This is a genomic window from Streptomyces sp. NPDC107517 (assembly GCF_055582645.1).
On sequence record NZ_JBVJPM010000001.1, the window covers coordinates 747,724 to 770,775 of the forward strand.

Consider the following 23,052-nt stretch of genomic DNA (forward strand, 5'->3'; position numbering starts at 1 on the left):
GGGTTCCTGAGTCCTTCAGCGTTCGAGGACGAGGGCGAGGCCCTGTCCGACGCCGATGCAGAGGGTGGCGACGCCGGTGCCGGAACCGGCGGCCTTGAGCTGGTGCGCGACGGATCCGGCGAGCCGTGCGCCGGACGCGCCGAGCGGGTGGCCGATCGCGATGGCGCCGCCGCGCGGGTTGAGGATTGCGGGGTCGAACTCGGGCCATTCGGCCACGCAGCCGAGGACCTGAGCGGCGAACGCCTCGTTCAGTTCGAGGGTGGTCAGGTCGCCGAACCCCTTGCCTGCCCTGGCGAGCGCGCGGTGGACCGCCTCGACGGGGCCGAGCCCGAAGTAGTGCGGGTCGATCGCGGCGACCCCGGAGGCCGTCACCCGGGCGAGCGGCTCGCGGCCGGTGGCCTTCAGACCCTCGTCGTCGACGAGGAGCAGCGCGGCGGCGCCGTCGTTGAGCGGCGAGGCGTTGCCCGCCGTCACCCTCCCGTTCTCGGTCCGGAACGACGGCTTGAGCTTGGCCATGGCCTCCAGCGACGCGCTCTCGCGCACACACTCGTCACGCGTGACGACGAGCGGGTCGCCCTTGCGCTGGGGGACGGCCACCGGCACGATCTCGGCGTCGAACAGGCCGTTCTTCTGCGCGGCGGACGCCTTCTCGTGCGAGGCGAGCGCGTACGCGTCCTGCTGCTCACGTGTGATCCCGTGCTTGTCGGCGATCAGCTCGGCCGACTCGCCGAGCGGCACGGTCCACTGCGGTTCCATCCGCGGGTTGACCATGCGCCAGCCCAGGGTCGTGGAGTACAGCTCCGCGTTGCCCGCGGGGAACGGCCGGTCGCTCTTGGGGAGCACGTAGGGAGCGCGGGTCATCGACTCGACGCCGCCGGCCAGGGCGATGGAGACGTCGCCGAGCGCGATGGCCCGCGCGGCCTGGATGACGGCTTCGAGGCCGGAGGCGCACAGCCGGTTGACGGTGACGCCGGGCACGGAGGTGGGCAGCCCGGCGAGCAGCCCCGCCATGCGGCCGACGTTGCGGTTCTCCTCGCCCGCGCCGTTGGCGTTGCCGAAGTACACGTCGCCGATCAGCGCCGGATCCAACTCCGGTGTGCGCACGAGCAGTTCACGGATGACATGCGCGCCGAGGTCGTCCGGGCGGACGGCGGCGAGGGAGCCGTTGTACCTGCCGACCGGCGTGCGGACGGCGTCGACGATGTAGACGTCCTTCATCGGGCTTCCTCCGGGATGCGGACCTTGGCGGCGGTCCTCGCGGTGACGTCGTCGGCGGTGACGCCTGGGGCCAGCTCGACGAGTTCGAGCCCGTCGGCGGTGACGTCGAGGACGCAGAGGTCGGTGATGACGCGGTTGACGCACGCCTTGCCGGTCAGCGGCAGAGTGCAGTCCTCGACGATCTTGGGTGTGCCGTCCTTGGCGGTGTGGGTCATGGTGACCAGCACGGTGCGGGCGCCGTGGACGAGGTCCATGGCCCCGCCGATCCCGGTGATCATCTTGCCGGGGACGGCCCAGTTGGCGAGGTCGCCGCGGGCGGAGACCTGCATCGCGCCGAGGACGGCGACGTCGATGTGGCCGCCGCGGATCATGCCGAAGGAGAGCGCCGAGTCGAAGTACGAGGCGCCGGGCAGGACCGTGACGGTCTCCTTGCCGGCGTTGATGAGATCGGGGTCGACCTCGTCGTCGGCCGGGTAGGGGCCGACGCCCAGGATGCCGTTCTCGGATTCGAGGACGACCTCGACGCCGGGCGGCAGGTGGTTCGGGATGAGCGTCGGCAGGCCGATGCCGAGGTTGACGTACTGGCCGTCGCGCAGCTCGCGGGCGGCGCGCGCGGCCATCTCTTCGCGGGTCCAGGCCATCAGCTGCTCACCGTTCCTCGTGCCGGAGGCGCGGAGACGGTGCGCCGTTCGATCTGCTTGTCCGTGGCCTGCGCGGGCGTCAGCGCGACGACGCGCTGGACGAAGATGCCGGGCACGTGCACGGCGTCGGGGTCGATGTCGCCGGGTTCGACGAGTTCCTCCACCTCGGCGACGGTGACGCGTCCGGCCATCGCGGCGAGGGGGTTGAAGTTGCGGGTGGACCTGTTGAACACGAGGTTCCCGTGCCGGTCGCCCTTGGCGGCGCGCACGAGGGCGAAGTCGGTACGGATGCCGTGTTCGAGGACGTAGTCCGTGCCGTCGAAGGTGCGGACCTCCTTGGGCGGGGACGCCAGCGCGACGCCGCCCTGGCCGTCGTAGCGCCAGGGGAGTCCGCCCTCGGCGATCTGGGTGCCGACGCCGGCGGGGGTGTAGAACGCGGGGATGCCGGCGCCGCCCGCGCGCAGCCGCTCGGCGAGCGTGCCCTGCGGGATCATCTCGACCTCGACCTCGCCGGACAGGTACTGGCGGGCGAACTCCTTGTTGGCGCCGATGTACGACCCGGTGACCCGGGCGATCCGCCCGGCCGCGAGCAGCACGGCCAGGCCGGAGTCCATCGCCCCGCAGTTGTTGGAGACCACGCTCAAGCCCGTGGTGCCGCGCTCGTGGAGCGCGCCGATGAGCACGTTCGGGACGCCGACCAGGCCGAACCCGCCGACTGCGAGGGACGCCCCGTCCCCCACGTCGGCGACCGCTTCCGCGGCCGTCGCCACCACCTTGTCCATCCGAGCCAGCCTCTCCGCGAACCTGAAATGCTCAGCACACTGAGCATTTGTGTGACTGGGGCTTACGGTGCCACCGCGGGCCCGTACCGTCAATAGCCCACTGTGACGACGGTGCGGGGCTGGGGAGCCGACTCGACATGGGCTGCCCCATGGTCGAGTATTGGTCAGTACACATCCGAAAAAGACCGGAGGTCCGCGATGGCCGCGGTGGATCTGACCACCCACCCGGGGCACCTGGCCCGGCGCCTCCAGCAGGCGCACTACCTGCTGTGGAACACGATGGTCTCCGAGGAGATCACCTCACCGCAGTTCGCCGTCCTGAACGCGCTCGTCGCCGAGCCCGGCCTCGACCAGCGCACCGTGGGCGAGCGCGTCGGCCTCGACCGCTCGACCATCGCCGAGGTCATCAGCCGGCTCGGCCGCCGTGGACTGATCGACAAGGTGCGCGACCCGCAGGACGGCCGCCGCTCCCTGCTGCGCCTCACCGACGACGGGACGCGCGTCCACCGCAAACTGACCGTGCGCACCGCCCGGATGAATCAGATCTTCCTCGCTCCGCTGTCCGCCGACGAGCAGGCCGTCTTCTTCGACCTGATCCAGCGCGTCTCGGACGCGGCGGAAGGGCTTCGCCATCCGACGGAGCCGCTCGCGAAGGCCTGACGGCGGTGTCCCGGTGCGAGCCGGGGCGCTCACCGCTCGGCGAAGAGGATCCACACCTGACCGGGCGCGAATGCCATGCGCTTCCCGCCGTCCGCCGTCGTGAACCGGGCGCCGTCGGCCGCCGAGCGCCGCTCCCACCGGACGTCATAGGCCCGCCCGTCCCGCAGTACCGTCGCTTTGCCCGAACCCACGGTGTCGGAGAACGGTGATGTGTTCCCCGACCGGTCGTGGAACCGCGAGCTGCGGACATCGACGTACTGGACGACGACGGTCGAGGCGTTCAGCGTCCCGCCGTCCGTGGTGCGTGCCCGGGTGCCGTCCATCGACACCTGCCAACTGCGGCTCGCAGCAGACCAGTTGAAGGTGAAGCGCGCCGCCGGGAAGCGCACGGTGAGGGCGTTCTTCGCCTCCCCGCCCGCCGGGCGCGCCCCGAACGTGACCCCGGCCGCCGCCAGCGCACCCGCCTGCGGCGTCACGCCCAGCTTGCCGGGCCGGAGGTAGAGGTTGTGCGGCGCGGGCCTGTCGCCGCCGCGGAAGTAGGCCGCCGCCGGGGCCTTGCCGGGCGGGAGCGCGTCGAGCGGGGACTCGGCGATCAGCGGCAGCAGTTTCGACTGGGCGCCGGAGAAGGCGAGCGTGGGGCGGTCGAACTGCCGCAGCAGTTCGAGATCGGTCTCGCGGGCGCTGCGCACCGGGCCGACCACGGGCGGCAGCCGGGTCGCGTACACGGCCATCAGCCGGCTCAGACCGCTCTCGACCTGCTCCGCGTAGATGATGTCGGCCCGGCCGATGCCGGTCTGCGGGCGGGCGGGACCCACGTTGTCGATCTTCACGGCGAGAACGGGTCCACGGCTTCCCCCGGCGGTGGGGCTCGCGGAGCCGCCGTCCGGCGGGTGTCCGTCGCCGACCGTGCACCCGGCGGCCGTGGCGGCCAGGACCGCCGCGACGACCGCGGCCCGCCGCACGCGCGTCACCCGCACCGGTCGTATGTCCACGCAGGGGTGATACCCGCCCGGCGGGGGACCGATCGGTTCCGGCCGACCACGCTCGAAAATCGTGACGGATCCCGCGTGCGCCGACGCTCGGGCCCCAGGGTCTCTCGTCTGGATCAAGCCGGGCTCGCGGGGCCCGGCACGTACTGCCCCAAGCTCTCGGCTTCGCCTGAGTAGGGCGGACCCCCGCCGCGTGAGCTTCTTCCTCCGCCCGGCGACGCACGGGACCAGGACCCGCTCCCTGGTCCGGCCTGATCCGGCCGAAAGGCCCTAGCGCAGGACATCCGCCAGGTCGTACCGGACCGGCTCGTCCAGCTGCGCGTACGTGCAGCTCTCGGGCGTCCGGTCCGGGCGCCAGCGGCGGAAGCGGGCCGTGTGGCGAAAGCGCGCGCCGTTCTCCATGTGCTCGTACGCCACCTCGGCGACGAGCCTTGGCTCGAGGGGCACCCACGACAGGTCCTTCTTGCCGGTCCAGCGGCTCGTCGCCCCGGGCAGCCGGGCCTTCTCGTGCGCCGACTCCTCGGTCCACGCGGCCCACGGATGGTCCTGCGCCGACTCCAGGCGCAGCGGCTCCAGCTCCGCGATCAGCTCCGTACGCCGTTTCATCGTGAACGCCGCGCACACGCCCACGTGCTGGAGAACGTCCTCGTCGTCGTACAGGCCGAGCAGCAGGGAGCCGACGACCGGGCCACTCTTGTGGAAGCGGTAGCCGGCCACGACACAGTCCGCGGTCCGCTCATGCTTGATCTTGAACATCAGGCGTTCGTTCTCGCGGTAGCGCAGGTCGAACGGCTTGGCGATCACCCCGTCGAGGCCCGCGCCCTCGTACTGCTCGAACCACGTCTGCGCCAGCTCCGCGTCGGTCGTCGACGGGGCCAGATGGAGGGGCGGCGTCGCGCCGGACAGCGCCTCGGCCAGGCGGGACCGGCGGTCCACCATGGGCGTGTCCATCAGCGACTCGTCGCCGAGGGCCAGTACGTCGAACGCCACGAAGGACGCCGGGGTCCGCTCCGCCAGCGTCTTCACCCGCGATGCGGCCGGGTGGATGCGTTCGGTGAGCGCGTCGAAGTCGAGCCGGCCGTCCCTGGCGATCACGATCTCGCCGTCCAGGACACAGCGCTCGGGCAGCCGGTCGAGGAGAGCGGCGACCAGCTCGGGGAAGTAGCGGGTCAGGGGCTTGCCCGTGCGGCTGCCGATCTCCAGGTCGGCGCCGTCCCGGAAGACGATCGCGCGGAAGCCGTCCCACTTCGCCTCGTAACTCATGCCCGGCGGGATCTTCGCGACGGACTTGGCGAGCATCGGCTTCACGGGCGGCATCACCGGCAGATCCATGACCATGAGCCGATTCTGTCGCGATACGCCGTCACCCGCCCGGTATGCGCACGCAGGCCGATGCGCCTAGCGTGGCCCGCATGGGCAAGTCGAACGGTGCGGCCGTGGAGCTGGAGGCGGGAGAGCGGACGGTACGCCTGTCCAGCCCCGACCGGGTCATGTTCCCCGAGCCCGGTTACACCAAGCTCGACCTCGCCCGCTACTTCCTCTCCGTCGGCCCCGGCATCGTGCGCGCCCTGCGCGACCGCCCCACCACCCTCCAGCGCTACCCCGAGGGCCTGGACGGCGAGTCCTTCTACCAGAAGCGCGCCGCCAAGAACCTGCCTGACTGGATCCCCACCGGCACCATCACCTTCCCCAGCGGGCGACACGCGGACGAGATGTGCCCCACCGAGATCGCCGCCGTCATCTGGGCGGCCCAGTACGGCACCCTCACCTTCCACCCCTGGCCCGTCCGCCGCGCGCACCCCGATCACCCCGACGAGCTGCGCATCGACCTCGACCCGCAGCCCGGCACCGACTACACCGACGCCGTCCGCGCCGCCCACGAGCTGCGCTCCGTCCTCCATGACTTCGGCGGTCTGCGCGGCTGGCCCAAGACGTCCGGCGGCCGGGGCATGCACGTCTTCGTGCCGATCGCCCCGCACTGGACGTTCGTCGAGGTGCGCCGCGCTGCCATCGCCTGCGGCCGCGAGCTGGAGCGCCGTATGCCCGACCGCGCCACCACGGCCTGGTGGAAGGAGGAGCGCGGCGAGCGCATCTTCGTCGACTTCAACCAGACCGCACGCGACCGCACCATCGCCTCCGCCTACTCGGTACGGCCACGGCCGAACGCCCCCGTCTCCGCGCCGCTGCGCTGGGACGAGGTCGACGACGCGCGCCCGGCCGACTTCGACATCGGCTCCATGCCGGCCCGCTACGCCGAAGTCGGCGACGTTCACGAGGACATGGACGAGCACGCCTTCCGGCTCGACGCGCTCCTCGAACTCGCCGACCGGGACGAACGGGACCGCGGCCTCGGCGACATGCCGTACCCGCCCGAGTACCCGAAGATGCCGGGTGAGCCCAAGCGGGTACAGCCGAGCCGGGCCAGACACGAGGACTGACCCGGCTCGACTCGCTCAACTGCCTTGCGGACAGTGCCTGTTACGGCTCCATGCCGTGTTGCGGCACCTTGACCTGTCACAGCTCCTTGATGCGGATGTCCCGGTACGAGATGACGTCCGACGTGCTGTGGACCTGGAGCCCGACATAGCCGGAGGAGAACCGCCGGCCGTCCGTGCCCGGGTCGTCCCCGCGCGGCGGCTCGAAGACCTGACCGCCCGTGTTGTCGAACTCGTTGATCAGGACGCCGTTGCGCAGGACCGAGAAGTGCTGGCCGACCACACGGATCTCGTAGTCGTTCCACGTGCCCTTCTGCGTGACGCCCGCGCCCGCGAGACCCACGCGGTCGAAGCCGTAGATCGAACCGGTCTTGTACATGTCGCCGTCAGGACGGTCGAGGACCTGCACCTCGTGCCCGTACTTGATGGCGACCCACTCCGGCCGCGACTCCTCCGGGTGGTCGTGGACCCACGGGAAGCGCACGAAGACACCGCCGTTGGCGTTGCCCGTGCCCGGCGCGTCGTCCCGCCACTGGAGCTTCAGCGAGAAGTCGCCGTACTTGCGCTGCGGGAACCACAGCATGCCCATGCCTTCAACCGTGGTGCTCGACGTGATCGAGCCGTCCGCGTTCAGGCCGAACTTGCCGCCGCCGACCTGCTCCCACTTGTCGAGCGAGCCCTGCGTGCCGTCGAAGATCTTGCGGTAGCCCTCGGTCTGTCCCGGCTTGCCGATCCCCGACTGCTTGGCGGCGCGGTTGATCTTGTTGTACTCGCGCTGGTCGATCACGCCTTCCTTGAGGAGCTTGTCGGTGACGGTCTTGACGTGCTTGAGGAAGAGGGCCTGCGAGGTCCACTCCCGCTCGTCCTCGATCAGCTCGTTGATCCGGCACCGGTTGTTGGTGACCCGGTTCGGGATGCCCGTGTCGACCGTGCCGACGATCACCGTCAACCGTTCGTCGTACTCCGCGCAGTCGGGCGCCGGGACCCCGCCGCCCGTGGTGACCGTGAAGGCCTCCGACTTCGCCGCCGACATGTTGCCGGCCTTGTCGCTCGCCCGGTACGCGACCGTGTGCGCGCCCGCCCGGTCCACCACGACCGGCGCCGTGTAGGCGAGGTAGGGGCCCGCGTCGAGCGAGTACTCGATCTTGTCGACACCCGAGTCGGCGTCCGTCGCGGAGACGGTCACCTTGGCGCTCTTGAGGTACGCGCCGTCGGAGTTCTTCTCGCCGTCGACCTTCGCCGACACCTCGGGGGGCGTCTTGTCCTGCACGGGCGGTGCGACGACGGTGAAGTCGACCGACTTCTCGGCGGCCACGTTCCCCGCCTTGTCCGCGGCGCGGTAGCGCACGGTGTGGGCGCCCACCTCGTGCACCATCACCGGTGAGGTGTACGGCTGCCAGGCGCCGTCCGAACCCACCGCGTACTCGATGGAGTTGACTCCGGAGCCGGTGTCGGAGGCCGTCACCGTGACCGTCGCCATCGAGAGGTACTCGCCCTTGTCGTTCTTCTCGCCGCTCACCGTCGCCGAGGTCTCCGGCGGAGTCTTGTCGTCCGTGGGCGGCGCGACCACGGTGAAGTCGACCGACTTCTCCGCCGCCACGTTCCCCGCCTTGTCGGACGCCCGGTAGCGGATCGTGTGCGCCCCGACCTGGTCGACGACCACCGCGGTCGTGTACGGCTGCCAGGCGCCGTCGGCACCCGTCGCGTACTCGACCTTGTCGACACCGGAGCCCGCGTCCGTCGCCGTCACACTGACCGACGCCGAACCGACGTACTCCCCTTGGGCGTTCTTCTGCCCCTCGACCTTCGCCGAGGTCTCCGGCGCTGCCGTGTCCTCGCCGCCGCCCTCGGTCACGACGAGGATGCCCTGCATGCCCTCGTGGCCGGGGATCGAGCAGTGGTAACGGTAGCGGCCCGGGGTCAGGGTGACCTCGACCGAGTGCTTGCCGCCCTCACTGTCGTTCGGGTTGGCCAGGATGTTCACCGACACGTCGTTGTTGTACTCGGGATCCGACGTGTCGAACGTCAGCGTGTGCGGCATGCCCATGGTGTTGCCGGTCGCCGCACTGTTCTCGAAGACGATCGTCGTCGCGCCCGCCACCGCCGTCGTCGGCGCCGAGGCGTACTTGGTGATGTCGTCGCTGCCGGTCCAGGTCAGGACCTGCTGGGCGGCGGCGACCGGGGCGTCCTGCCCGAACGCGACGGGGGAGCCGAGTCCGAGCGCCATCAGCAGGGCAGCGAACAGTGCCGTCCACAGTCTTCGCCGGTTCTTGGTGCGCATCCTCATCACTGCGCCTTCCTGGCCAGGTCACCGGCCGCAGGGGTCGCCTCGCCGCCCGTGTACGTCACCTTCCACAGGGCCGACTTGGCATCCGAGGTGAAGAAGCCGCGGCCGTAGTCGAGGACGTAGAGCGCGCCGTCCGGGCCGAACTTCCAGTCCATGAGGTTCTTGATGCCGTCGTTGCCGACCGGCACGATCTTCTTGAGGTTCTCGGCGTGCACCGGGATGCCGCCGTCACCGGCCGTCTTCGGGTCGGTGATCACCGCGTGCCGCGGCTGCGTGGCGTCGTAGAAGTCACCGACGAACCACTTGCCGTCCCAGTAGCTCGGCCACTTGTCCGCGTTCGGGATCGACGCGTCGTAGCGGTAGACGGGCCCGTCCATCGCGGCCTGCCCGCCGCCCTTCAGCCACGGCAGGAGGTACTTGGCCTCCTCCTTCTTGTACGAGGGGATGCCGCCTGCGTCACGCGGGTAGTCCGGCGCCCCGCCCTGCGGCGAGTACCAGATGTTGTTGGCGGTCATCGGCGGGAGGTTGACGAGACCGTCGTTGTTCGGCGACTCGTTCTTCAGGTGGTCGCAGTCGTACCAGCCGAGCGGCTTCGTCGGGTCCGGCAGATTGCGGTCGCGGTAGGGCTGCTTGTTGCCCATGCAGTACGGCCAGCCGCGGTTGGACGCCTTGGTGATCACGGCGAACGTGTCGTACTTCGCCGGACCCCAGGTCGTCGACGGCTCACCGGCGTCCGGGCCGACCCAGCCCGCGTAGAGCGTGTCGGTCTTCTTGTCGACGGAGATGCGCGCCGGGTTGCGGACACCCATCACATAGATCTCGCCGCGTGTCTTGCCGCCGCCCTCCGCGGTCTCCTTGCCCGTGAAGAGGTTGCCCTCCGGCAGCGTGTACGTGCCGTCGGCCTCCGGGTGGATGCGCAGGATCTTGCCGTTGAGGTTGTTCGTGTTGCCGGCGGTGCGGCGCGCGTCCGCGAAGGAGACGCCCTTGTAGTTCGGCTGCGGGTTGTTGCCCGAGTAGCCGTCGCTGAAGCCGGAGGAGTTGTTGTCACCGGTCGCGATGTACAGGTTGCCCTTGGAGTCCCAGGCCATCCCGCCACCCGCGTGGCAGCAACTGTGCACCTGCACAGGCCACTTGAGCAGTACTTTCTCGCTGCCCATGTCCAGCTTGTTGGTGTTCAGGTCGAGCGTGAAGCGGGAGACCTGCCGCTCGGCCATCTGCTTGTCGCGGTCGAGCCCCGAGTGCGGCGTGTAGTGCAGGTACACCCAGCCGTTCTGCTCGAACTTCGGGTCGAGCTCGATGCCGAGCAGCCCTTCCTCGACCTTGGTGAGCTCGTCCCCGCCGCCCTTGTTGCCGAAGACGGTGAGCGCGCCGGCCTGGGTGACCTTCTTGGTCTTCGGGTCGTAGACGTGGATCTCGCCCTTGCCCTTGCCGACGTCGGGGTTGTTCCAGTCGGTGATCACCGGCTGCGAGGAGTCGGCGCCGCCGCGGCCGATGTACAGGACGCGGCCGTCGGGCGCGGTGACCAGGCCGTGCGGCTCGCCGATCTGGTCGTTCTGCCCCGCCTGGTTGGGCTGGGTGAGTCGCTCGGCCTTGTAGTTGGAGTCGATCGCGGCCTTGCAGTCGGCGCGCACGATGCGGCTCGTCCACAGCAGGGCGCCGCGCAGGTGCGACTGGAAGTCCACCTCGTCGTAGCTGGAGGCCGTGCCGCCCATGCCCGTGTAGAAGGAGCGGCCGCCGTCGTAGTCGCGGCACCAGGACACCGGGTGGTCCGCGCCGTTGGCGCTCGCGCCCGGCTGGTACGTCGACTCGCGGACCCGGGCCACGGTGTGCACCGAGCCGGACGGGTTCTTCACCCAGTTCAGCCACTGGTCGGGCCGCTTCCACTGCACGGGAAGGTCCTTGGTGGCCGGATGCTGGCGGTCACCGACCTCGACGGTGGCCCGCTGGACGTTCGCCGGGCTGTCGTCGGCCGGACGCGCGCCGATCAGGCCGGTGAACCAGTCCGAGTACGGCTCGGCACGGGCCGCGTCGTGGATGCCGACGAACCCGCCGCCGGCCTCCATGAACGACTCGAGCCCGGCCTCCTGGTCCGGGTCGAGCACATCGCCGCCGCCGGTCAGGAAGACGACCGCGTTGAAGCGGCCCAGCTTCGTGGCGTCGGTGAACACGGACGCGTCGTCCGTCGCCGTGATCTTGAAGCGCTGGGCCGCGGGGCCGCTCTGGCCGATCTTCTCGATGGCCGCGATTCCCGCGTTCACCACCGGTGACTCGTCGCCGCCCGCGGCGGAGCCGTAGTACACCAGGACGCGCACATTCGAGCCGCCGGGAGGCGACGGCAGGGACATCGTTGTCACGGATGGTTCGGGACCCGGACGCGCGCTGGCGGCGGGTCCGGTGAGGAGTCCGGCGGCTACCGCCCCGGACGCCAGGACCGCGGCGACTGCACGGCGTCGTCTGCGTCTGTCTCTGTCCAACCCTCTTACGTCCAAGGGTTTTTGATGCGGCGTGGACCGCATGAGTTCACCCACCCCTCGTCGGTCACAGGTACGGCGCCGATGAAGCTAGACCTCTTTTCGCGGCGCGCCAATAGGTATGGCTGCACTGGCGCGAACTTTGTCCTGAGTGTGGATAAACGAAGATCACCCGGTTACCGTCTCTCTGGCCGTCACTGCAGGCACTGGTGGCACGTCCGCAAGTCCCGTACGAGGGTGGGGAGTTCGGCATGGACAGGCGCAGCTTCAACCGGCGGGTGATGATGGGCGGGGCCGCCGTCGCGACGACCGCGACATCGTTGTCGCTCATCGCGGCGACGGACGCCGCCCCCGCGGACGGCCCGGTGCGCACGGCTCCGGCCGGGGGTGAGGTCAAGCGCATCAAGATGTACGCCGAGAAGCTCGCGGACGGGCAGATGGGCTATGGGTTCGAGAAGGGCAAGGCGTCCGTGCCCGGACCTCTGATCGAGCTCAACGAGGGCGACACCCTGCACATCGAGTTCGAGAACACGATGGACGTGGCGGCCAGCCTGCACGTCCACGGCCTCGACTACGAGGTCTCCAGCGACGGCACCAAGCTCAACAAGAGCGACGTCGAGCCCGGCGGCAAGCGCACCTACACCTGGCGCACCCACGCCCCGGGCCGGCGCAAGGACGGCACGTGGCGCGCGGGCAGTGCGGGGTACTGGCACTACCACGACCACGTCGTCGGCACGGAACACGGCACCGGCGGCATCCGCAAGGGCCTGTACGGGCCGGTGATCGTCCGGCGCAAGGGCGACGTCCTCCCGGACACCACGTTCACCGTCGTCTTCAACGACATGACCATCAACAACAAGCCGGCGCACGAAGGCCCCGACTTCGAGGCCACGGTGGGCGATCGCGTCGAGATCGTCATGATCACGCACGGCGAGTACTACCACACCTTCCACATGCACGGTCATCGCTGGGCGGACAACCGCACGGGCATGCTGACCGGCCCGGACGACCCGAGCCGGGTCGTCGACAACAAGATCGTCGGCCCCGCGGACTCGTTCGGCTTCCAGATCATCGCGGGCGAGGGGGTCGGGGCGGGCGCCTGGATGTACCACTGCCATGTCCAGAGCCACTCCGACATGGGGATGGTGGGGCTCTTCCTGGTGAAGAAGGAGGACGGCACGATCCCGGGCTACGAGCCGCACCACGCGGCGGACCACACCATGTAGCACCGGCGGCCGCGGCGGAGCGGCTCCCGGAGGAGGTGTGCCGGACGGCGGGGCCTTCGTGCCGGTGCAGGGATTCGTGAGGCGAAGTTGCGAAGACCGTTCCCGGGAGTGCGCCACGGGTGTACACCTCCCGGGACGACGGAGATCAACGCCTGACATCCCAACCACTCACACCGGGAGCCGAGTTGAGCAAGGACAGCGAGTACGACTACGTCATCGTCGGGGCAGGGTCGGCCGGCTCCGTGCTGGCCGCGCGGCTGTCGGAGGATCCGGCCGTGCGCGTCGCGCTCGTCGAGTCGGGCCCGCGCGACCGCAAGACCGAGATCCGCATCCCGGCCGCGTTCCCCAAGCTGTTCAAGACGCCGTACGACTGGGACTACTCGACGTCGAAGCAGTCCCGGCTCGACGGCCGCGAGCTGTATTGGCCGCGGGGCCACACACTCGGCGGCTCCTCCTCGATGAACGCCATGATGTGGGTGCGCGGCCACCGCGACGACTACGACGCGTGGGGCGAGGCGGCCGGCGAGGAGTGGTCGTACGAGCAGTTCGCGCGCTACTTCCAGCGCGCCGAACGCTGGGCGGGCACCCAGCGGGCCGACTCCCCGCACGGCACCCAGGGCCCCTTGTGGATCTCCCCGCCGCGCGACCCGAACGAGACGACGTCCGCCTTCCTCGACGCCTGCCGCGGCGACGGGCTGCGCGAGCTGCCGGAGCTGAACCACGAGGACCACGGCGGCTTCGCGCTCACCCCGCTCAACCAGCACCGCGGCCGCCGGTGGAGCGCGGCCGACGGCTATCTGAAGCCGGCCAGGAACAGGCCCAACCTGCACATTCACACCGACGCCCGGGTCACGCGCCTCGACTTCGACGGCACCCGCGTGGCCGGCGTCGTCGCCGAGGGCGTCCCCGGCATCCTGCGGGCGCGCCGCGAGGTCATCCTCAGCGCGGGCGCGATCGGTTCGCCGCAACTGCTCCAGCAGGCGGGCGTGGGCGACCCCGAGCAGCTCGCCGAGGCCGGGATCGACGTCCGCGTCGCGTCCCCCGACGTGGGCCGTCACCTCCAGGACCACCTCTCCTACGCCGTGACGATGCGCTGTCCCCGGCCCGTCACCCTCACCGGCGCGGACTCCCTGACCAATGTGGGCCGCTTCCTGCTCTCCGGCCGCGGACCGCTCACGTCGAACGTCGGCGAGGCGGTCGCCTTCATCAAGACCCGTCCCGAACTGACCTCGCCCGACATCGAGTTGATCTACGCGCCCGTGCCGTTCGTCAACCACGGGCTCACCCCGCCCGTCGAGCACGGCATCACGATCGGCGTCGTCCTTCTGCAGCCGGAGAGCAAGGGCAGCATCACTCCGGGCGGGGCCGACCCCTCGGCGCGGCCGCTGATCGACCCGGGCTATCTGTCCCGGGACGAGGACCTGCGCACGCTGATCGCCGGAGTGCGCCGTGCCGAGGAGCTCTTCGCGGCCGAGCCGTTCGCCGCCTACACCGACGGGCCCCTCGCGCCGTACCCGGGGGCCGTCGACGACGAGGAGCTCGCGGGGGTGATCCGCGCGGGCGCCGAGACGCTCTACCACCCGGTCGGCACCTGCCGGATGGGCGCCGACGAGGGCTCGGTGACGGACCCGCGGCTGCGGGTCAGGGGCGTGGAGGCCCTGCGCGTCGTCGACGCCTCGGTGATGCCGCGCATCACCCGCGGCCACACCCATGCCCCGACCGTCGCCCTCGCGGAGAAGGCGGCAGAGCTCATCCGCGAGGACGCCGGGGCATGAACCGTCCGGGACCTACGATCCGACGCTGACGGTGAAGCGCCGCGGGTTCCCGTCGTTCGCCGCGCCGGACACGTCCGGCTGCCCGTCGGGACGCACGTCGTCGTACGGGAAGGCGTACCCGATGGGCGAGTTGGCGTGCACGACCCGCGACCAGTGGTTGGTGACGTCGCCCTGGTAGTAGTCGGCGGTCGAGGTGCCGTTCGGCTGCTCGGGGTGGGTCAGCATGATGCTGCGGTTGAACCCGGCGGCGAGACGGGCGAGGAGGCCCTTCTTGTCGTCGGGGTCGCCGGGGTTGTTGGTGAACGGGCCGTGGTTGCAGGTGAAGATGTCCTTCGAGGCGGGCTTGGGGAAGGTGTGCCCGCCGTTGAAGGTGAGGGTGTCGCCGCTGACCCGGCCCGTGAAGACGCCCCGGCCGCCCTGGAGGTCGATCTTCAGGTCCGTCGTGCGGTACTTCTCCCAGACCTGGTCGACATAGCTGTCCCAGACGTTCCGGAACGGCATCTGGTCGGGGCGGTCGAAGTACGGGGCCATCAGGTTCTGCGGCGAGATGACGCGCAGGACCTTGCCGTCGCCACCGCGGATGACGAGCTTGTCCCAGGGCTGCCCGTCCCTGGCGGTCTGGGCCGCGAGATCCGCGGCGATCCTGTCCACCGCGCCGTCCGGGAGCGGTGCGACGGTGTGCGTGGCATCGCCCTCCAGGGTCAGGCCGATGGGCAGGGCCGTCACCAGGTCGACGTAGCTGATGTTCGCGTACAACTGGTCGGAGTTGAAGGTGAATTCACAGAACGACCAGGTCTTCCCGTAGTTCGCGTCGGTGGAGGTCGCGAAGGCCGGCTCGACGAGCGCGGGGCCCGGGTTGAGGAAGAAGTCGAGCGTGTCGTCGCGCACGAAGTAGACTCGGGCGCCGTACATCTGAGGGAGCGTCAGGATCTTCGGGGCCGAACCCGCCGCGCCCAGCGGGATGGCGCAGTCGACGGGCAGCGGGGTCTGTGGGGCTGACGGCGAGTCGGGGTGGTAGACCCCGCCGTCGGGCTTGAGCAGCACCCAGCGGTCGGTGCCCTGCTCGTGGCCCGTGACATAGGCACGCACGGTGCCGGGCAACGACTTGTTCTGCAGGGCGAGTTCGCAGGTGGCGGGTGCTGCCGTGGCGTCCGGGCTGAGGGCGCTGCCCCAGGCCGGGTAGGTGAGTGCGGTGGCGGCCGTGGCGGCGCCGGTCAGGAACAGTCTGCGCGATATCACGGAGGACTCCTGAGATGTGGGGGAGCCCCACTGTTGCGAGTGCGGCGCGACGGGTCAAGACTTGTGACGGGGAGCGCTCCCATTTCTGTGAATCGTTCAACTCTTGGTGATGGCTTGCGATGGCTCGGTGAGGCCGGGCGTCGGCTGCGCGGTGGAACGGTCGAGGCCGGTCGGCGGCTCATCGGCGACTCGGCGCCGGTCCGGAGCGGCGGCTGCGCGGGGTGACAGCGCGTGGCGGCGGCGCGCGGTGACAGCGCGTGGAGCGGCCATTGTCAGTGCGCGGTGCCAGACTCGGTGAGGAGGCAACGGGACCCCTGCAAGGGGGGCACCCTCAACGAGGAGGGCACCATGCTCACCACCCGTTTCGTCGACGGCTCGCCGAACTGGCTTGATCTCGGAACCCCGCATCTCGACTCCGCCTTTTCCTTCTACAGCGGGCTCTTCGACTGGCACTTCCAGTCGGGCGGCCCCGAGGTCGGTGGTTACGGTCTGTTCCTGCTGGACGGCAAGGTCGTCGCCGGCGGCATGACCGTCACGCCCGACCAGGCGCCGCCGTCCTGGACCGTCTATTTCCAGACGCAGGACGTGGACGCGACGGTGAAGGCCGCCGAGCAGGCCGGCGGATCCGTGCCCTTCCGGCCCATGGACGTGACGGACCTGGGCCGCATGGCGATCATCGCCGATCCCGCCGGGGCGACGTTCGGCATCTGGCAGCCCGGTCGGCACAAGGGCCTGGGCCTCGCCACACAGGACGGCTCGCTCAACTGGATCGAGCTGTACACCTCGGATGTCGCGGTGGCCAAGGACTTCTACGGCTCGGTGCTCGGCTGGGGCACGTTCGACGTGCCGTTCCCCGGCGGCACCTATGTGACGGTGAACCCGGCGGGCACGGGCGAGGACGACATGTTCGGCGGCATGGTCACGCTGGGCGACGACCCGGCGGAGTCCGACATCGGGGCGCACTGGTCGCCGTACTTCCATGTGCCGGACGTCGACGCGATCGCCGCCCGGGCGCTGGAGCTCGGCGGTAAGGTGCGCTTCGCGCCCACGAACCTGCCGGGCGTCGGCCGCATCGCCAAGCTCACCGACCCGCAGGGCGCCCGCTTCGCGGTGATCAAGGGGGACCCGGACCAGACCTGAGCCGGATCCGGGCACGTCCCGGAGGGGCCGGGAGGGCACAGGCCGAATCCGCCCGGCGCGCCGCGTTGATCAGTCGTTGATCGTCTGTTTTTCGCCGCGCGGCACGATCAGTGGCATGTACTCGAACCACACGCTGCGCCCCGTCACGAGCCCTCCCGGGGCCTCCACCTCCGCGCGGCAGGCCGTGAAGCCGGAGGGTGCGGCCGTGTCCGTCCCCTCCTGGCAGGACGAGGCGCTGTGCGCCCAGACGGGCGCCGACTTCTTCTTTCCCGAGCCCGGCAGCTCGGTACGCGAGGCGAAGAGCATCTGTGGCCGGTGCGAGATGCGCTCCGCCTGCCTGGAGTACGCCCTCGCCAATGACGAGCGCTTCGGCGTCTGGGGAGGCCTCTCCGAGAAGGAACGCCACCGGCTGCGCCGCGGCTGAGCGGGCCGCACGCCCATGACGCGGCACGCCCCGGGCGCGTGGCCCGGGGCGTGCTTGCGTGACGGGGGCGGTCAGCCGGCGGCGCGGGCCGCCATGCGGGCCTTGCGGGCGGCGAGCTTCTCGTCGAACTTGGCGGCCTCGCTGTCCAGGCCGCCCATGTACAGACCGAGCTCCTCCTGGGCCTTGAGACCCTCCGGGCCGAGCCCGTCGATGTCCAGGACCTTCAGGAAGCGCAGGACGGGCTGGATCACGTCGTCGTGGTGGATGCGCATGTTGTAGATCTCGCCGATGGCCATCTGGGCGGCGGCGCGCTCGAAGCCGGGCATGCCGTGTCCGGGCATCCGGAAGTTGACGACGACGTCGCGCACGGCCTGCATCGTGAGGTCGGGGGCGAGCTCGAAGGCCGCGCCGAGCAGGTTCCGGTAGAAGACCATGTGCAGGTTCTCGTCGGTGGCGATGCGCGCCAGCATGCGGTCGCAGACCGGGTCGCCCGACTGGTGGCCGGTGTTGCGGTGCGAGACGCGGGTCGCGAGCTCCTGGAAGGCGACGTACGCGACCGAGTGCAGCATCGAGTGCCGGTTGTCGGACTCGAAGCCCTCGGCCATGTGCGCCATGCGGAACTGCTCGAGCTGGTCCGGGTCGACGGCGCGCGACGCCAGCAGGTAGTCACGCATCACGATGCCGTGGCGTCCCTCCTCGGCGGTCCAGCGGTGCACCCAGGTGCCCCAGGCGCCGTCGCGGCCGAAGAGGGAGGCGATCTCGTGGTGGTAGCTGGGGAGGTTGTCCTCGGTCAGCAGGTTGACGACGAGCGCGACCCGACCGATCTCGGTGACCTTGGACTGGTCCTTGGCCCAGGCCTCGCCGTCCTCGAAGAAGCCGGGGAAGTTACGGGCGTCGGCCCACGGCACGTACTCGTGCGGCATCCAGTCCTTGGCGACCTTGAGGTGCCGGTTCAGTTCCTTCTCGACCACTTCCTCCAGCGCGTACAGCAGCTGGGCGTCCGTCCAGGTGGAGGACGAGCTGCCGAGGTGGGGAGAGGCGATGGTCACGAGGGCTCCAGGGGGGGACGGGAGTAGTGCGAGGAGTCGAATCGCAGGCACGAGCGGTTGTACCTACGGTGTCGTAGGTTACGTTGCCGTAGGTTAAACCCCCTGTAAAGGGCCCCCCGGAACCGGCCCCTCCGGTCTCAGTGGCCTCCAAGGCTTCATTGCGCCTCAGGAGTGCAGCTCGCGGAGCCTGACTGAGAGGCACGTCACACAGCCCTCGAGCTTCTCGAACTCGCCGATGTCCACCGGAACCGGCTCCAGTCCGAGATCCGCGTACAGCTCCGCCGTCCTCGGCGTGCTCGCCGCCATCAGGAGCTTCCCGCCGCCCAGGAGCACCACATGCGCGCCGGCCTCTTCCGGGACGGGCAGGAAGCGCGGGAAGAGGGACGGTGCGTCCACCATCGGCTCGTGCCCGACGACCGTGCCGTCGGGCAGGGCCGTCACGGCCGACTTCAGGTGCAGCACCTTGCTGACCGGTACGGCGACGACCTGTGCCCCGAGCGGCTCGAAGGCGGCCCGCAGCTGGCGCACGCCGTCCGCGTTCGTGCGCCCGCCGCGGCCCACGTAGATCGTGTCGCCGACCTTGAGGACGTCGCCGCCGTCGAGGGTGCCGGGTTCCCGCACCCGGTTCACGGAGCAGCCGAGCCGGGCCACGGCCTCCTCGACGCCGGCCGTCTCCGCGCGCCGGGACGCGGCGCCGGGCCGGGTGATCAGCGCGACGTTGCGGTACATGACGACCGCGTCCTCGACGAAGACCGCGTCGGGGCACTCGTCGGCGGCCCCGACCTCGACCGTCTCCCAGCCGTGCTCCCCGAGCGCCGCGACGTAGGCTTCCCACTGGGTGAGCGCCAGTTCCGGATCGACAGGCGTGCGCTCGACGTGCGTGACGAGCCCGTCGGCGAGGCGCGGTCCCGGGCGGCGGATCAAGGCCTTCTGGCTGGGCACGGGCGGCTCTCCTCGGGACTGGACTGCTCGGGGGCGGGCTCGGGCGGGCGGGGGCCGGCTCCTGGACGGTCCGGCGCGGACATCATGCACAGCCCGGCGCCGGTGACGGAATCCCCTGCTCGTGTGCCGTTGCGCCCGCCCGACTCGCGGCTATCCGCCGTACCCGCCCTCCTTCGTCGTGATGTCCCGCAGCCGGCCTCCCTCCATGAGCAGTGTCCGCGTGACCCCGATGGACTTCAGGAACGGCAGGTCGTGGCTCGCGACGAGCAGCGCGCCCTCGTAGGACTCCAGGGCCGTGGTCAGCTGCCGGACGCTCGCCAGGTCGAGGTTGTTCGTCGGCTCGTCGAGCATCAGCAGCTGGGGCGCCGGCTCGGCGAGCATCAGTGCCGCGAGGGTCGCCCTGAACCGCTCGCCGCCCGAGAGGGTCGCCGCCGCCTGATCGGCCCGTGCCCCCTTGAACAGGAAGTGGGCGAGCCGCGCCCTGACGCGGTTGTTCGTGACTCCGGGAGCGAACCGCGCCACGTTCTCGGCGACGGTCAGCTCCTCGTCGAGCACATCCAGCCGCTGCGGCAGGAAGCGCAGCGGGACGTGTGCCAATGCCTCACCCGCAACGGGATCGAGGTCCCCGGCGATCGTGCGCAGGAGCGTGGTCTTGCCCGAACCGTTGCGCCCCACGAGCGCGATCCGCTCCGGCCCGCGCACCTCGAACTCGCCCTCCACGCACGCTCCGTAGGCCATCCGCAGCTGGAGCAGCGTGAAGACGCGGCGGCCCGGCGGCACCGTCGTGTGCGGCAGATCGACGCGGATCTCGTCGTCGTCACGCACGGCCTCCACCGCCTCGTCGAGCCGCTCCTTCGCCTCGGCGAGCCGGCCCTCGTGCAGTTGGCGGTGCTTGCCCGCCGAGACCTGGGCCTGCCGCTTGCGCTGGGCCATGATCGCCTTCGGCTCGCGCTTGGTGTCCCACATCTTCTGTCCGTAGCGCTTGCGCCGGGCCAACTTGACCTGGGCGTCCACCAGTTCACGCTGCTGCTTCTTCAGATCGGCACCGGCGACCCGCAGCATGCGCTCCGCCGCCTCCTGCTCGGTCGCGAGCGCCTCCTCGTACGCGGAGAGGTTCCCGCCGTACCGAACGAGGTCACCCGCGCGCAGATCGGCGATCTGGTCGACCTGCTCCAGGAGTTCGCGGTCGTGGCTGACCACGATCATGACGCCCGGCCACGCCTCCACCGCCGCGTACAGGCGCCTGCGGGCGGGCAGGTCGAGGTTGTTCGTCGGCTCGTCGAGCAGCAGCACGTCCGGGCGGCGCAGGAGCAGCGCGGCGAGGCGGATCAGCACGGACTCGCCTCCCGAGAGCTCGCCGACGGTGCGGTCGAGACCGATGCGGCCGAGCCCGAGCCCGTCGAGAGCCGCGACGGCCCGCTCCTCGACGTCCCAGTCGTCGCCGACCGCGGCGAACAGCTCGTCGCGTACATCCCCCGCCTCGATGGCGTGCAGGGCCGCGCGGGCACCGGCGATGCCGAGGGCCTCGTCGACGCGCAGCGAGGTTTCGAGAGTGACGTTCTGCGGCAGATAGCCGATCTCGCCGGCCACCTTCACGGCTCCGTCGGTCGGGGTGAGTTCTCCGGCGATCAGCTTCAACAGGGTTGATTTCCCGGCGCCGTTGAGGCCGATGAGCCCGGTCCTGCCGGGGCCGAAGGCGGCCTGGAGGCCATCGAAGACCCGTGTGCCGTCGGGCCAGGCGAAGGTGAGGGAGGTGCAGGTGAGGGAAGTGGAAGAGGTAGACATACGGCCTCGCGGTCGCTCGGTGGGAACGGTGGGCAGCGCATGGGGACACCGCGGACGACCACAGCCGGAAGCGACGAGAGCGCGCAGGGCGCGAGGGACAGTCCTGTGCCGGATTCAGGCGGGAGGACGGCTCGGTCGTCCGAGGTCGCACACGCAGGACACGTGGCGCACCGGTGGGGTGCGGCCGCGTGACGCGGTGTCTCAGAACCTCAGAGGAACAACGTCCTGCTCCGATCGACGACATCAGGATCTACGGGAACGCTCAACACCGTACGAAGGCGGATGGGGGCCGTCAACGAATTAAATTGGACCTCCGCGCCCCGCGCACCCGCCTGAACCTCCGCGCACCCGCCCTCCAGGAGGAGGCCCTCGTGCCCCACGGCTCGCTCTCGCTGCCCGCCCGGCTCTGCCTGCTGGGCTTCGACACGGAGAAAGGCAGGATCTCCGGAGCCCCGGACCTTGCGCTTGCGGTCCGCGCGGCCGCACTCGTCGAACTGGCCCGGCGCCGCATCATCAGCGACGTGGACGGCGTCGTCACCCCGGTCTTCGACGCGCGCACCGGCGACCCCGTCCTCGACGAACTGATGGAACTCGCAGAGGAGTCGCGGCCGCGCTCATGGCGTACCTGGATCGGCTACCGCTCCGGCGCCACCCTCGACACCGTGCGCCGTCAACTCGCCTCCGAGGGCTATCTGTCGGCCGAGCGCAAGCGCGTCTTCGGGCTCTTCCCCGTGACCCGCTACGGCCTGGAGCGCGCCGGTTACGTCGAGGTGCTGCGGGCCGAGGTGCTCGGCGCGCTGGAGGGCGCCGAGCCGGCCGGCCGGGTGGACGAGGACGACGCGGTACTCGCGGTGCTCGCCGCCACGGGCAAGCTGCGCCGGCTGATCCCCGGCAAGGTCAGCCGCACGCACAAGGACCGCCTCGACCACCTCGCCGCGCGCGCCGGCGGCGTCTCCCCCGAACTGCGGCAGAGCCTGGGCGACATCCGCGCCGCGCTCGCCGCGGCCGTCAGGGCGGCGGAGGCGTCGCGGGCCTCGGCGGGCGGGGGCTGAACACGGGGGCGCAGGGTTGAGCGTGGGTCACACGTACGTGTCGGATTTCTGCCAGCCGTACGCGGGAGCCGGGTGGTTGGCTGTACGGCATGACGAACCGTAAGCACCTCAATGACCAGGCCCTGGCCTTCCGTTCGCAGCACGTCGCCGGCCGCCCGCTCGTCCTGCCCAATGCATGGGACGTCGCGAGTGCCCGCATCGTCGTGGACGCCGGAGCCGCCGCCGTCGCCACCACCAGCGCCGGGCTGGCCTGGGACCTCGGCGCGGCCGACGGGGACCGGCTCGGCAGGGACGAAGCGTTGAGCGCCGTCGCGCGGATCGCCGCCGCCGTGGACGTGCCGGTGACCGCGGACATCGAGAGCGGCTATGCCGACGAGGCCCAGGACGTCGCCGTCACCGTGCGCGCCGTCCTCGACGCCGGAGCGGTCGGCGTCAACATCGAGGACGCCTGGCACGGCGGGAGCGCCCCGCTGCGGCCCGTGGAGGCGCAGGCGGAGCGGATCGCGGTGGCCCGCGCGGCGGCGGACGCGGAGGGCGTGGCGCTGTTCGTGAATGCCCGTACCGACACGTATCTGATGGGCGTGGGGAAGCCGGAGGAGCGGCTCGCGGCGACGCTGGAGCGGGCCGAAGCCTACCTCGCGGCGGGAGCGGACGGGATCTTCGTCCCGGGGGTCGTCGACCCCGTGACCGTGAAGGCGCTCGTCGCCGGCGTCGACGGGCCGCTCGGCGTGATGGCGTGGCCCGGGGCGCCCTCCGTGGCCGAGTTCGCCGCGCTCGGGGTTGCCCGGATCAGCGTCGGCGGGGGCATCGCGCAGGCCGCGCACGCCCTCGTCCGCAGGGCGGCCCGGGAACTGCTCACCGAGGGAACGTACGAGAGTCTGGCCGGCGGGCTCGAATACGGAGAGCTCAACGCCCTGCTCGGCGGGGGGAGTTGAGC

General features: G+C 70.7%; 19 protein-coding genes. 8 read left to right on the forward strand and 11 right to left on the reverse strand.

The genetic code is table 11. The features are described from left to right. Positions 1–15: 15 nt before the first annotated feature. The 3 genes from ACZ67T_RS03155 to ACZ67T_RS03165 are packed head-to-tail and all read right to left on the reverse strand — an operon-like array spanning position 16 to position 2,641. A complete protein-coding gene (locus ACZ67T_RS03155) occupies positions 16–1,218 on the reverse strand; it encodes a thiolase family protein (RefSeq protein WP_469981240.1) in 1,203 nt (400 codons plus the stop codon). Continuing rightward, positions 1,215–1,859, reverse strand: coding sequence for a CoA transferase subunit B (locus ACZ67T_RS03160; protein WP_469981241.1), 645 nt, complete (start codon positions 1,857–1,859; stop codon positions 1,215–1,217). The genes ACZ67T_RS03155 and ACZ67T_RS03160 overlap by 4 nt, the downstream gene beginning before the upstream one ends. Then, a complete protein-coding gene (locus ACZ67T_RS03165; protein WP_469981242.1) occupies positions 1,859–2,641 on the reverse strand; it encodes a CoA transferase subunit A in 783 nt (260 codons plus the stop codon). The genes ACZ67T_RS03160 and ACZ67T_RS03165 overlap by 1 nt, the downstream gene beginning before the upstream one ends. Before the next feature lie 198 nt (positions 2,642–2,839). Here ACZ67T_RS03165 and ACZ67T_RS03170 point away from each other — a divergent pair, with 198 nt between their 5' ends. Beyond that, complete coding sequence (locus tag ACZ67T_RS03170) at positions 2,840–3,301, forward strand: MarR family winged helix-turn-helix transcriptional regulator (protein ID WP_469981243.1); 462 nt, start codon at positions 2,840–2,842, stop codon at positions 3,299–3,301. A 29-nt stretch (positions 3,302–3,330) separates the two neighbouring features. Here the strand turns inward: ACZ67T_RS03170 and ACZ67T_RS03175 are convergent, their stop codons facing one another. Both ACZ67T_RS03175 and ACZ67T_RS03180 read right to left on the reverse strand, forming a co-directional pair. Beyond that, positions 3,331–4,293, reverse strand: coding sequence for a DUF3048 domain-containing protein (locus ACZ67T_RS03175; protein ID WP_469981244.1), 963 nt, complete (start codon positions 4,291–4,293; stop codon positions 3,331–3,333). 267 nt (positions 4,294–4,560) lie between these two features. Then, positions 4,561–5,622: an ATP-dependent DNA ligase gene (locus ACZ67T_RS03180; RefSeq protein ID WP_469981377.1), complete on the reverse strand. Its 1,062-nt coding sequence runs from the start codon at positions 5,620–5,622 to the stop codon at positions 4,561–4,563. Positions 5,623–5,702: 80 nt separating this feature from the next. Between ACZ67T_RS03180 and ligD the strand changes: the two genes are divergently transcribed. After that, positions 5,703–6,728: a non-homologous end-joining DNA ligase gene (gene ligD / locus ACZ67T_RS03185; protein WP_469981245.1), complete on the forward strand. Its 1,026-nt coding sequence runs from the start codon at positions 5,703–5,705 to the stop codon at positions 6,726–6,728. Positions 6,729–6,804: 76 nt separating this feature from the next. On the opposite strand, the gene ACZ67T_RS03190 is transcribed toward ligD, so the two are convergent. Together ACZ67T_RS03190 and ACZ67T_RS03195 are read right to left on the reverse strand one after the other, a co-directional pair. Continuing rightward, positions 6,805–9,006, reverse strand: coding sequence for an OmpL47-type beta-barrel domain-containing protein (locus ACZ67T_RS03190; protein WP_469981378.1), 2,202 nt, complete (start codon positions 9,004–9,006; stop codon positions 6,805–6,807). Between the two features lie 5 nt (positions 9,007–9,011). After that, a complete protein-coding gene (locus tag ACZ67T_RS03195) occupies positions 9,012–11,441 on the reverse strand; it encodes a ThuA domain-containing protein (RefSeq protein WP_469981379.1) in 2,430 nt (809 codons plus the stop codon). A gap of 293 nt (positions 11,442–11,734) precedes the next feature. Here ACZ67T_RS03195 and ACZ67T_RS03200 point away from each other — a divergent pair, with 293 nt between their 5' ends. Together ACZ67T_RS03200 and ACZ67T_RS03205 are read left to right on the forward strand one after the other, a co-directional pair. Continuing rightward, positions 11,735–12,709, forward strand: a complete 975-nt coding sequence (locus ACZ67T_RS03200; RefSeq protein ID WP_469981246.1) for a multicopper oxidase domain-containing protein — start codon at positions 11,735–11,737, stop codon at positions 12,707–12,709. Positions 12,710–12,894: 185 nt separating this feature from the next. Continuing rightward, positions 12,895–14,484, forward strand: a complete 1,590-nt coding sequence (locus ACZ67T_RS03205) for a GMC family oxidoreductase (RefSeq protein ID WP_469981247.1) — start codon at positions 12,895–12,897, stop codon at positions 14,482–14,484. Positions 14,485–14,496: 12 nt separating this feature from the next. On the opposite strand, the gene ACZ67T_RS03210 is transcribed toward ACZ67T_RS03205, so the two are convergent. Continuing rightward, on the reverse strand, positions 14,497–15,723 hold the full coding sequence (locus tag ACZ67T_RS03210) for a glycoside hydrolase family 64 protein (RefSeq protein ID WP_469981248.1): 1,227 nt from the start codon (positions 15,721–15,723) through the stop codon (positions 14,497–14,499). Positions 15,724–16,071: 348 nt separating this feature from the next. Here ACZ67T_RS03210 and ACZ67T_RS03215 point away from each other — a divergent pair, with 348 nt between their 5' ends. Further along, positions 16,072–16,863 (forward strand): VOC family protein, encoded by a 792-nt coding sequence (locus tag ACZ67T_RS03215; protein ID WP_469981249.1) that lies wholly within the window; start codon positions 16,072–16,074, stop codon positions 16,861–16,863. A 184-nt stretch (positions 16,864–17,047) separates the two neighbouring features. Further along, positions 17,048–17,287 carry a WhiB family transcriptional regulator gene (locus ACZ67T_RS03220; RefSeq protein WP_469981380.1) on the forward strand — a complete coding sequence of 80 codons (240 nt, stop codon included), beginning with the start codon at positions 17,048–17,050 and terminating at the stop codon, positions 17,285–17,287. Positions 17,288–17,358: 71 nt separating this feature from the next. Here the strand turns inward: ACZ67T_RS03220 and ACZ67T_RS03225 are convergent, their stop codons facing one another. From ACZ67T_RS03225 to ACZ67T_RS03235, 3 genes are all read right to left on the reverse strand, one after another. After that, the gene (locus ACZ67T_RS03225; RefSeq protein WP_469981250.1) at positions 17,359–18,336 is read right to left on the reverse strand and encodes an acyl-ACP desaturase; all 978 of its coding nucleotides are present in this window, start codon (positions 18,334–18,336) and stop codon (positions 17,359–17,361) included. A gap of 165 nt (positions 18,337–18,501) precedes the next feature. Next, positions 18,502–19,278, reverse strand: coding sequence for a dimethylargininase (gene ddaH, locus ACZ67T_RS03230; RefSeq protein WP_469981251.1), 777 nt, complete (start codon positions 19,276–19,278; stop codon positions 18,502–18,504). A gap of 150 nt (positions 19,279–19,428) precedes the next feature. Continuing rightward, positions 19,429–21,063, reverse strand: a complete 1,635-nt coding sequence (locus tag ACZ67T_RS03235; RefSeq protein ID WP_469981252.1) for an ABC-F family ATP-binding cassette domain-containing protein — start codon at positions 21,061–21,063, stop codon at positions 19,429–19,431. A gap of 305 nt (positions 21,064–21,368) precedes the next feature. Here ACZ67T_RS03235 and ACZ67T_RS03240 point away from each other — a divergent pair, with 305 nt between their 5' ends. Then, complete coding sequence (locus ACZ67T_RS03240) at positions 21,369–22,115, forward strand: GOLPH3/VPS74 family protein (RefSeq protein ID WP_469981253.1); 747 nt, start codon at positions 21,369–21,371, stop codon at positions 22,113–22,115. An 89-nt stretch (positions 22,116–22,204) separates the two neighbouring features. After that, a complete protein-coding gene (locus ACZ67T_RS03245; RefSeq protein ID WP_469981254.1) occupies positions 22,205–23,050 on the forward strand; it encodes an isocitrate lyase/PEP mutase family protein in 846 nt (281 codons plus the stop codon). Positions 23,051–23,052: the final 2 nt, after the last annotated feature.

Bases quoted from the DNA above. Each gene is read 5' to 3' on its own strand.
- ACZ67T_RS03200 (WP_469981246.1), top strand. From the start codon at position 11,735: ATGGACAGGCGCAGCTTCAACCGGCGGGTGATGATGGGCGGGGCCGCC.
- ACZ67T_RS03235 (WP_469981252.1), bottom strand. From the start codon at position 21,063: ATGTCTACCTCTTCCACTTCCCTCACCTGCACCTCCCTCACCTTCGCC.
- ACZ67T_RS03165 (WP_469981242.1), bottom strand. From the start codon at position 2,641: ATGGACAAGGTGGTGGCGACGGCCGCGGAAGCGGTCGCCGACGTGGGG.
- ACZ67T_RS03170 (WP_469981243.1), top strand. From the start codon at position 2,840: ATGGCCGCGGTGGATCTGACCACCCACCCGGGGCACCTGGCCCGGCGC.
- ACZ67T_RS03155 (WP_469981240.1), bottom strand. From the start codon at position 1,218: ATGAAGGACGTCTACATCGTCGACGCCGTCCGCACGCCGGTCGGCAGG.
- ACZ67T_RS03245 (WP_469981254.1), top strand. From the start codon at position 22,205: ATGACGAACCGTAAGCACCTCAATGACCAGGCCCTGGCCTTCCGTTCG.
- ACZ67T_RS03190 (WP_469981378.1), bottom strand. From the start codon at position 9,006: ATGCGCACCAAGAACCGGCGAAGACTGTGGACGGCACTGTTCGCTGCC.
- ACZ67T_RS03160 (WP_469981241.1), bottom strand. From the start codon at position 1,859: ATGGCCTGGACCCGCGAAGAGATGGCCGCGCGCGCCGCCCGCGAGCTG.
- ligD (WP_469981245.1), top strand. From the start codon at position 5,703: ATGGGCAAGTCGAACGGTGCGGCCGTGGAGCTGGAGGCGGGAGAGCGG.
- ACZ67T_RS03215 (WP_469981249.1), top strand. From the start codon at position 16,072: ATGCTCACCACCCGTTTCGTCGACGGCTCGCCGAACTGGCTTGATCTC.
- ACZ67T_RS03180 (WP_469981377.1), bottom strand. From the start codon at position 5,622: ATGGATCTGCCGGTGATGCCGCCCGTGAAGCCGATGCTCGCCAAGTCC.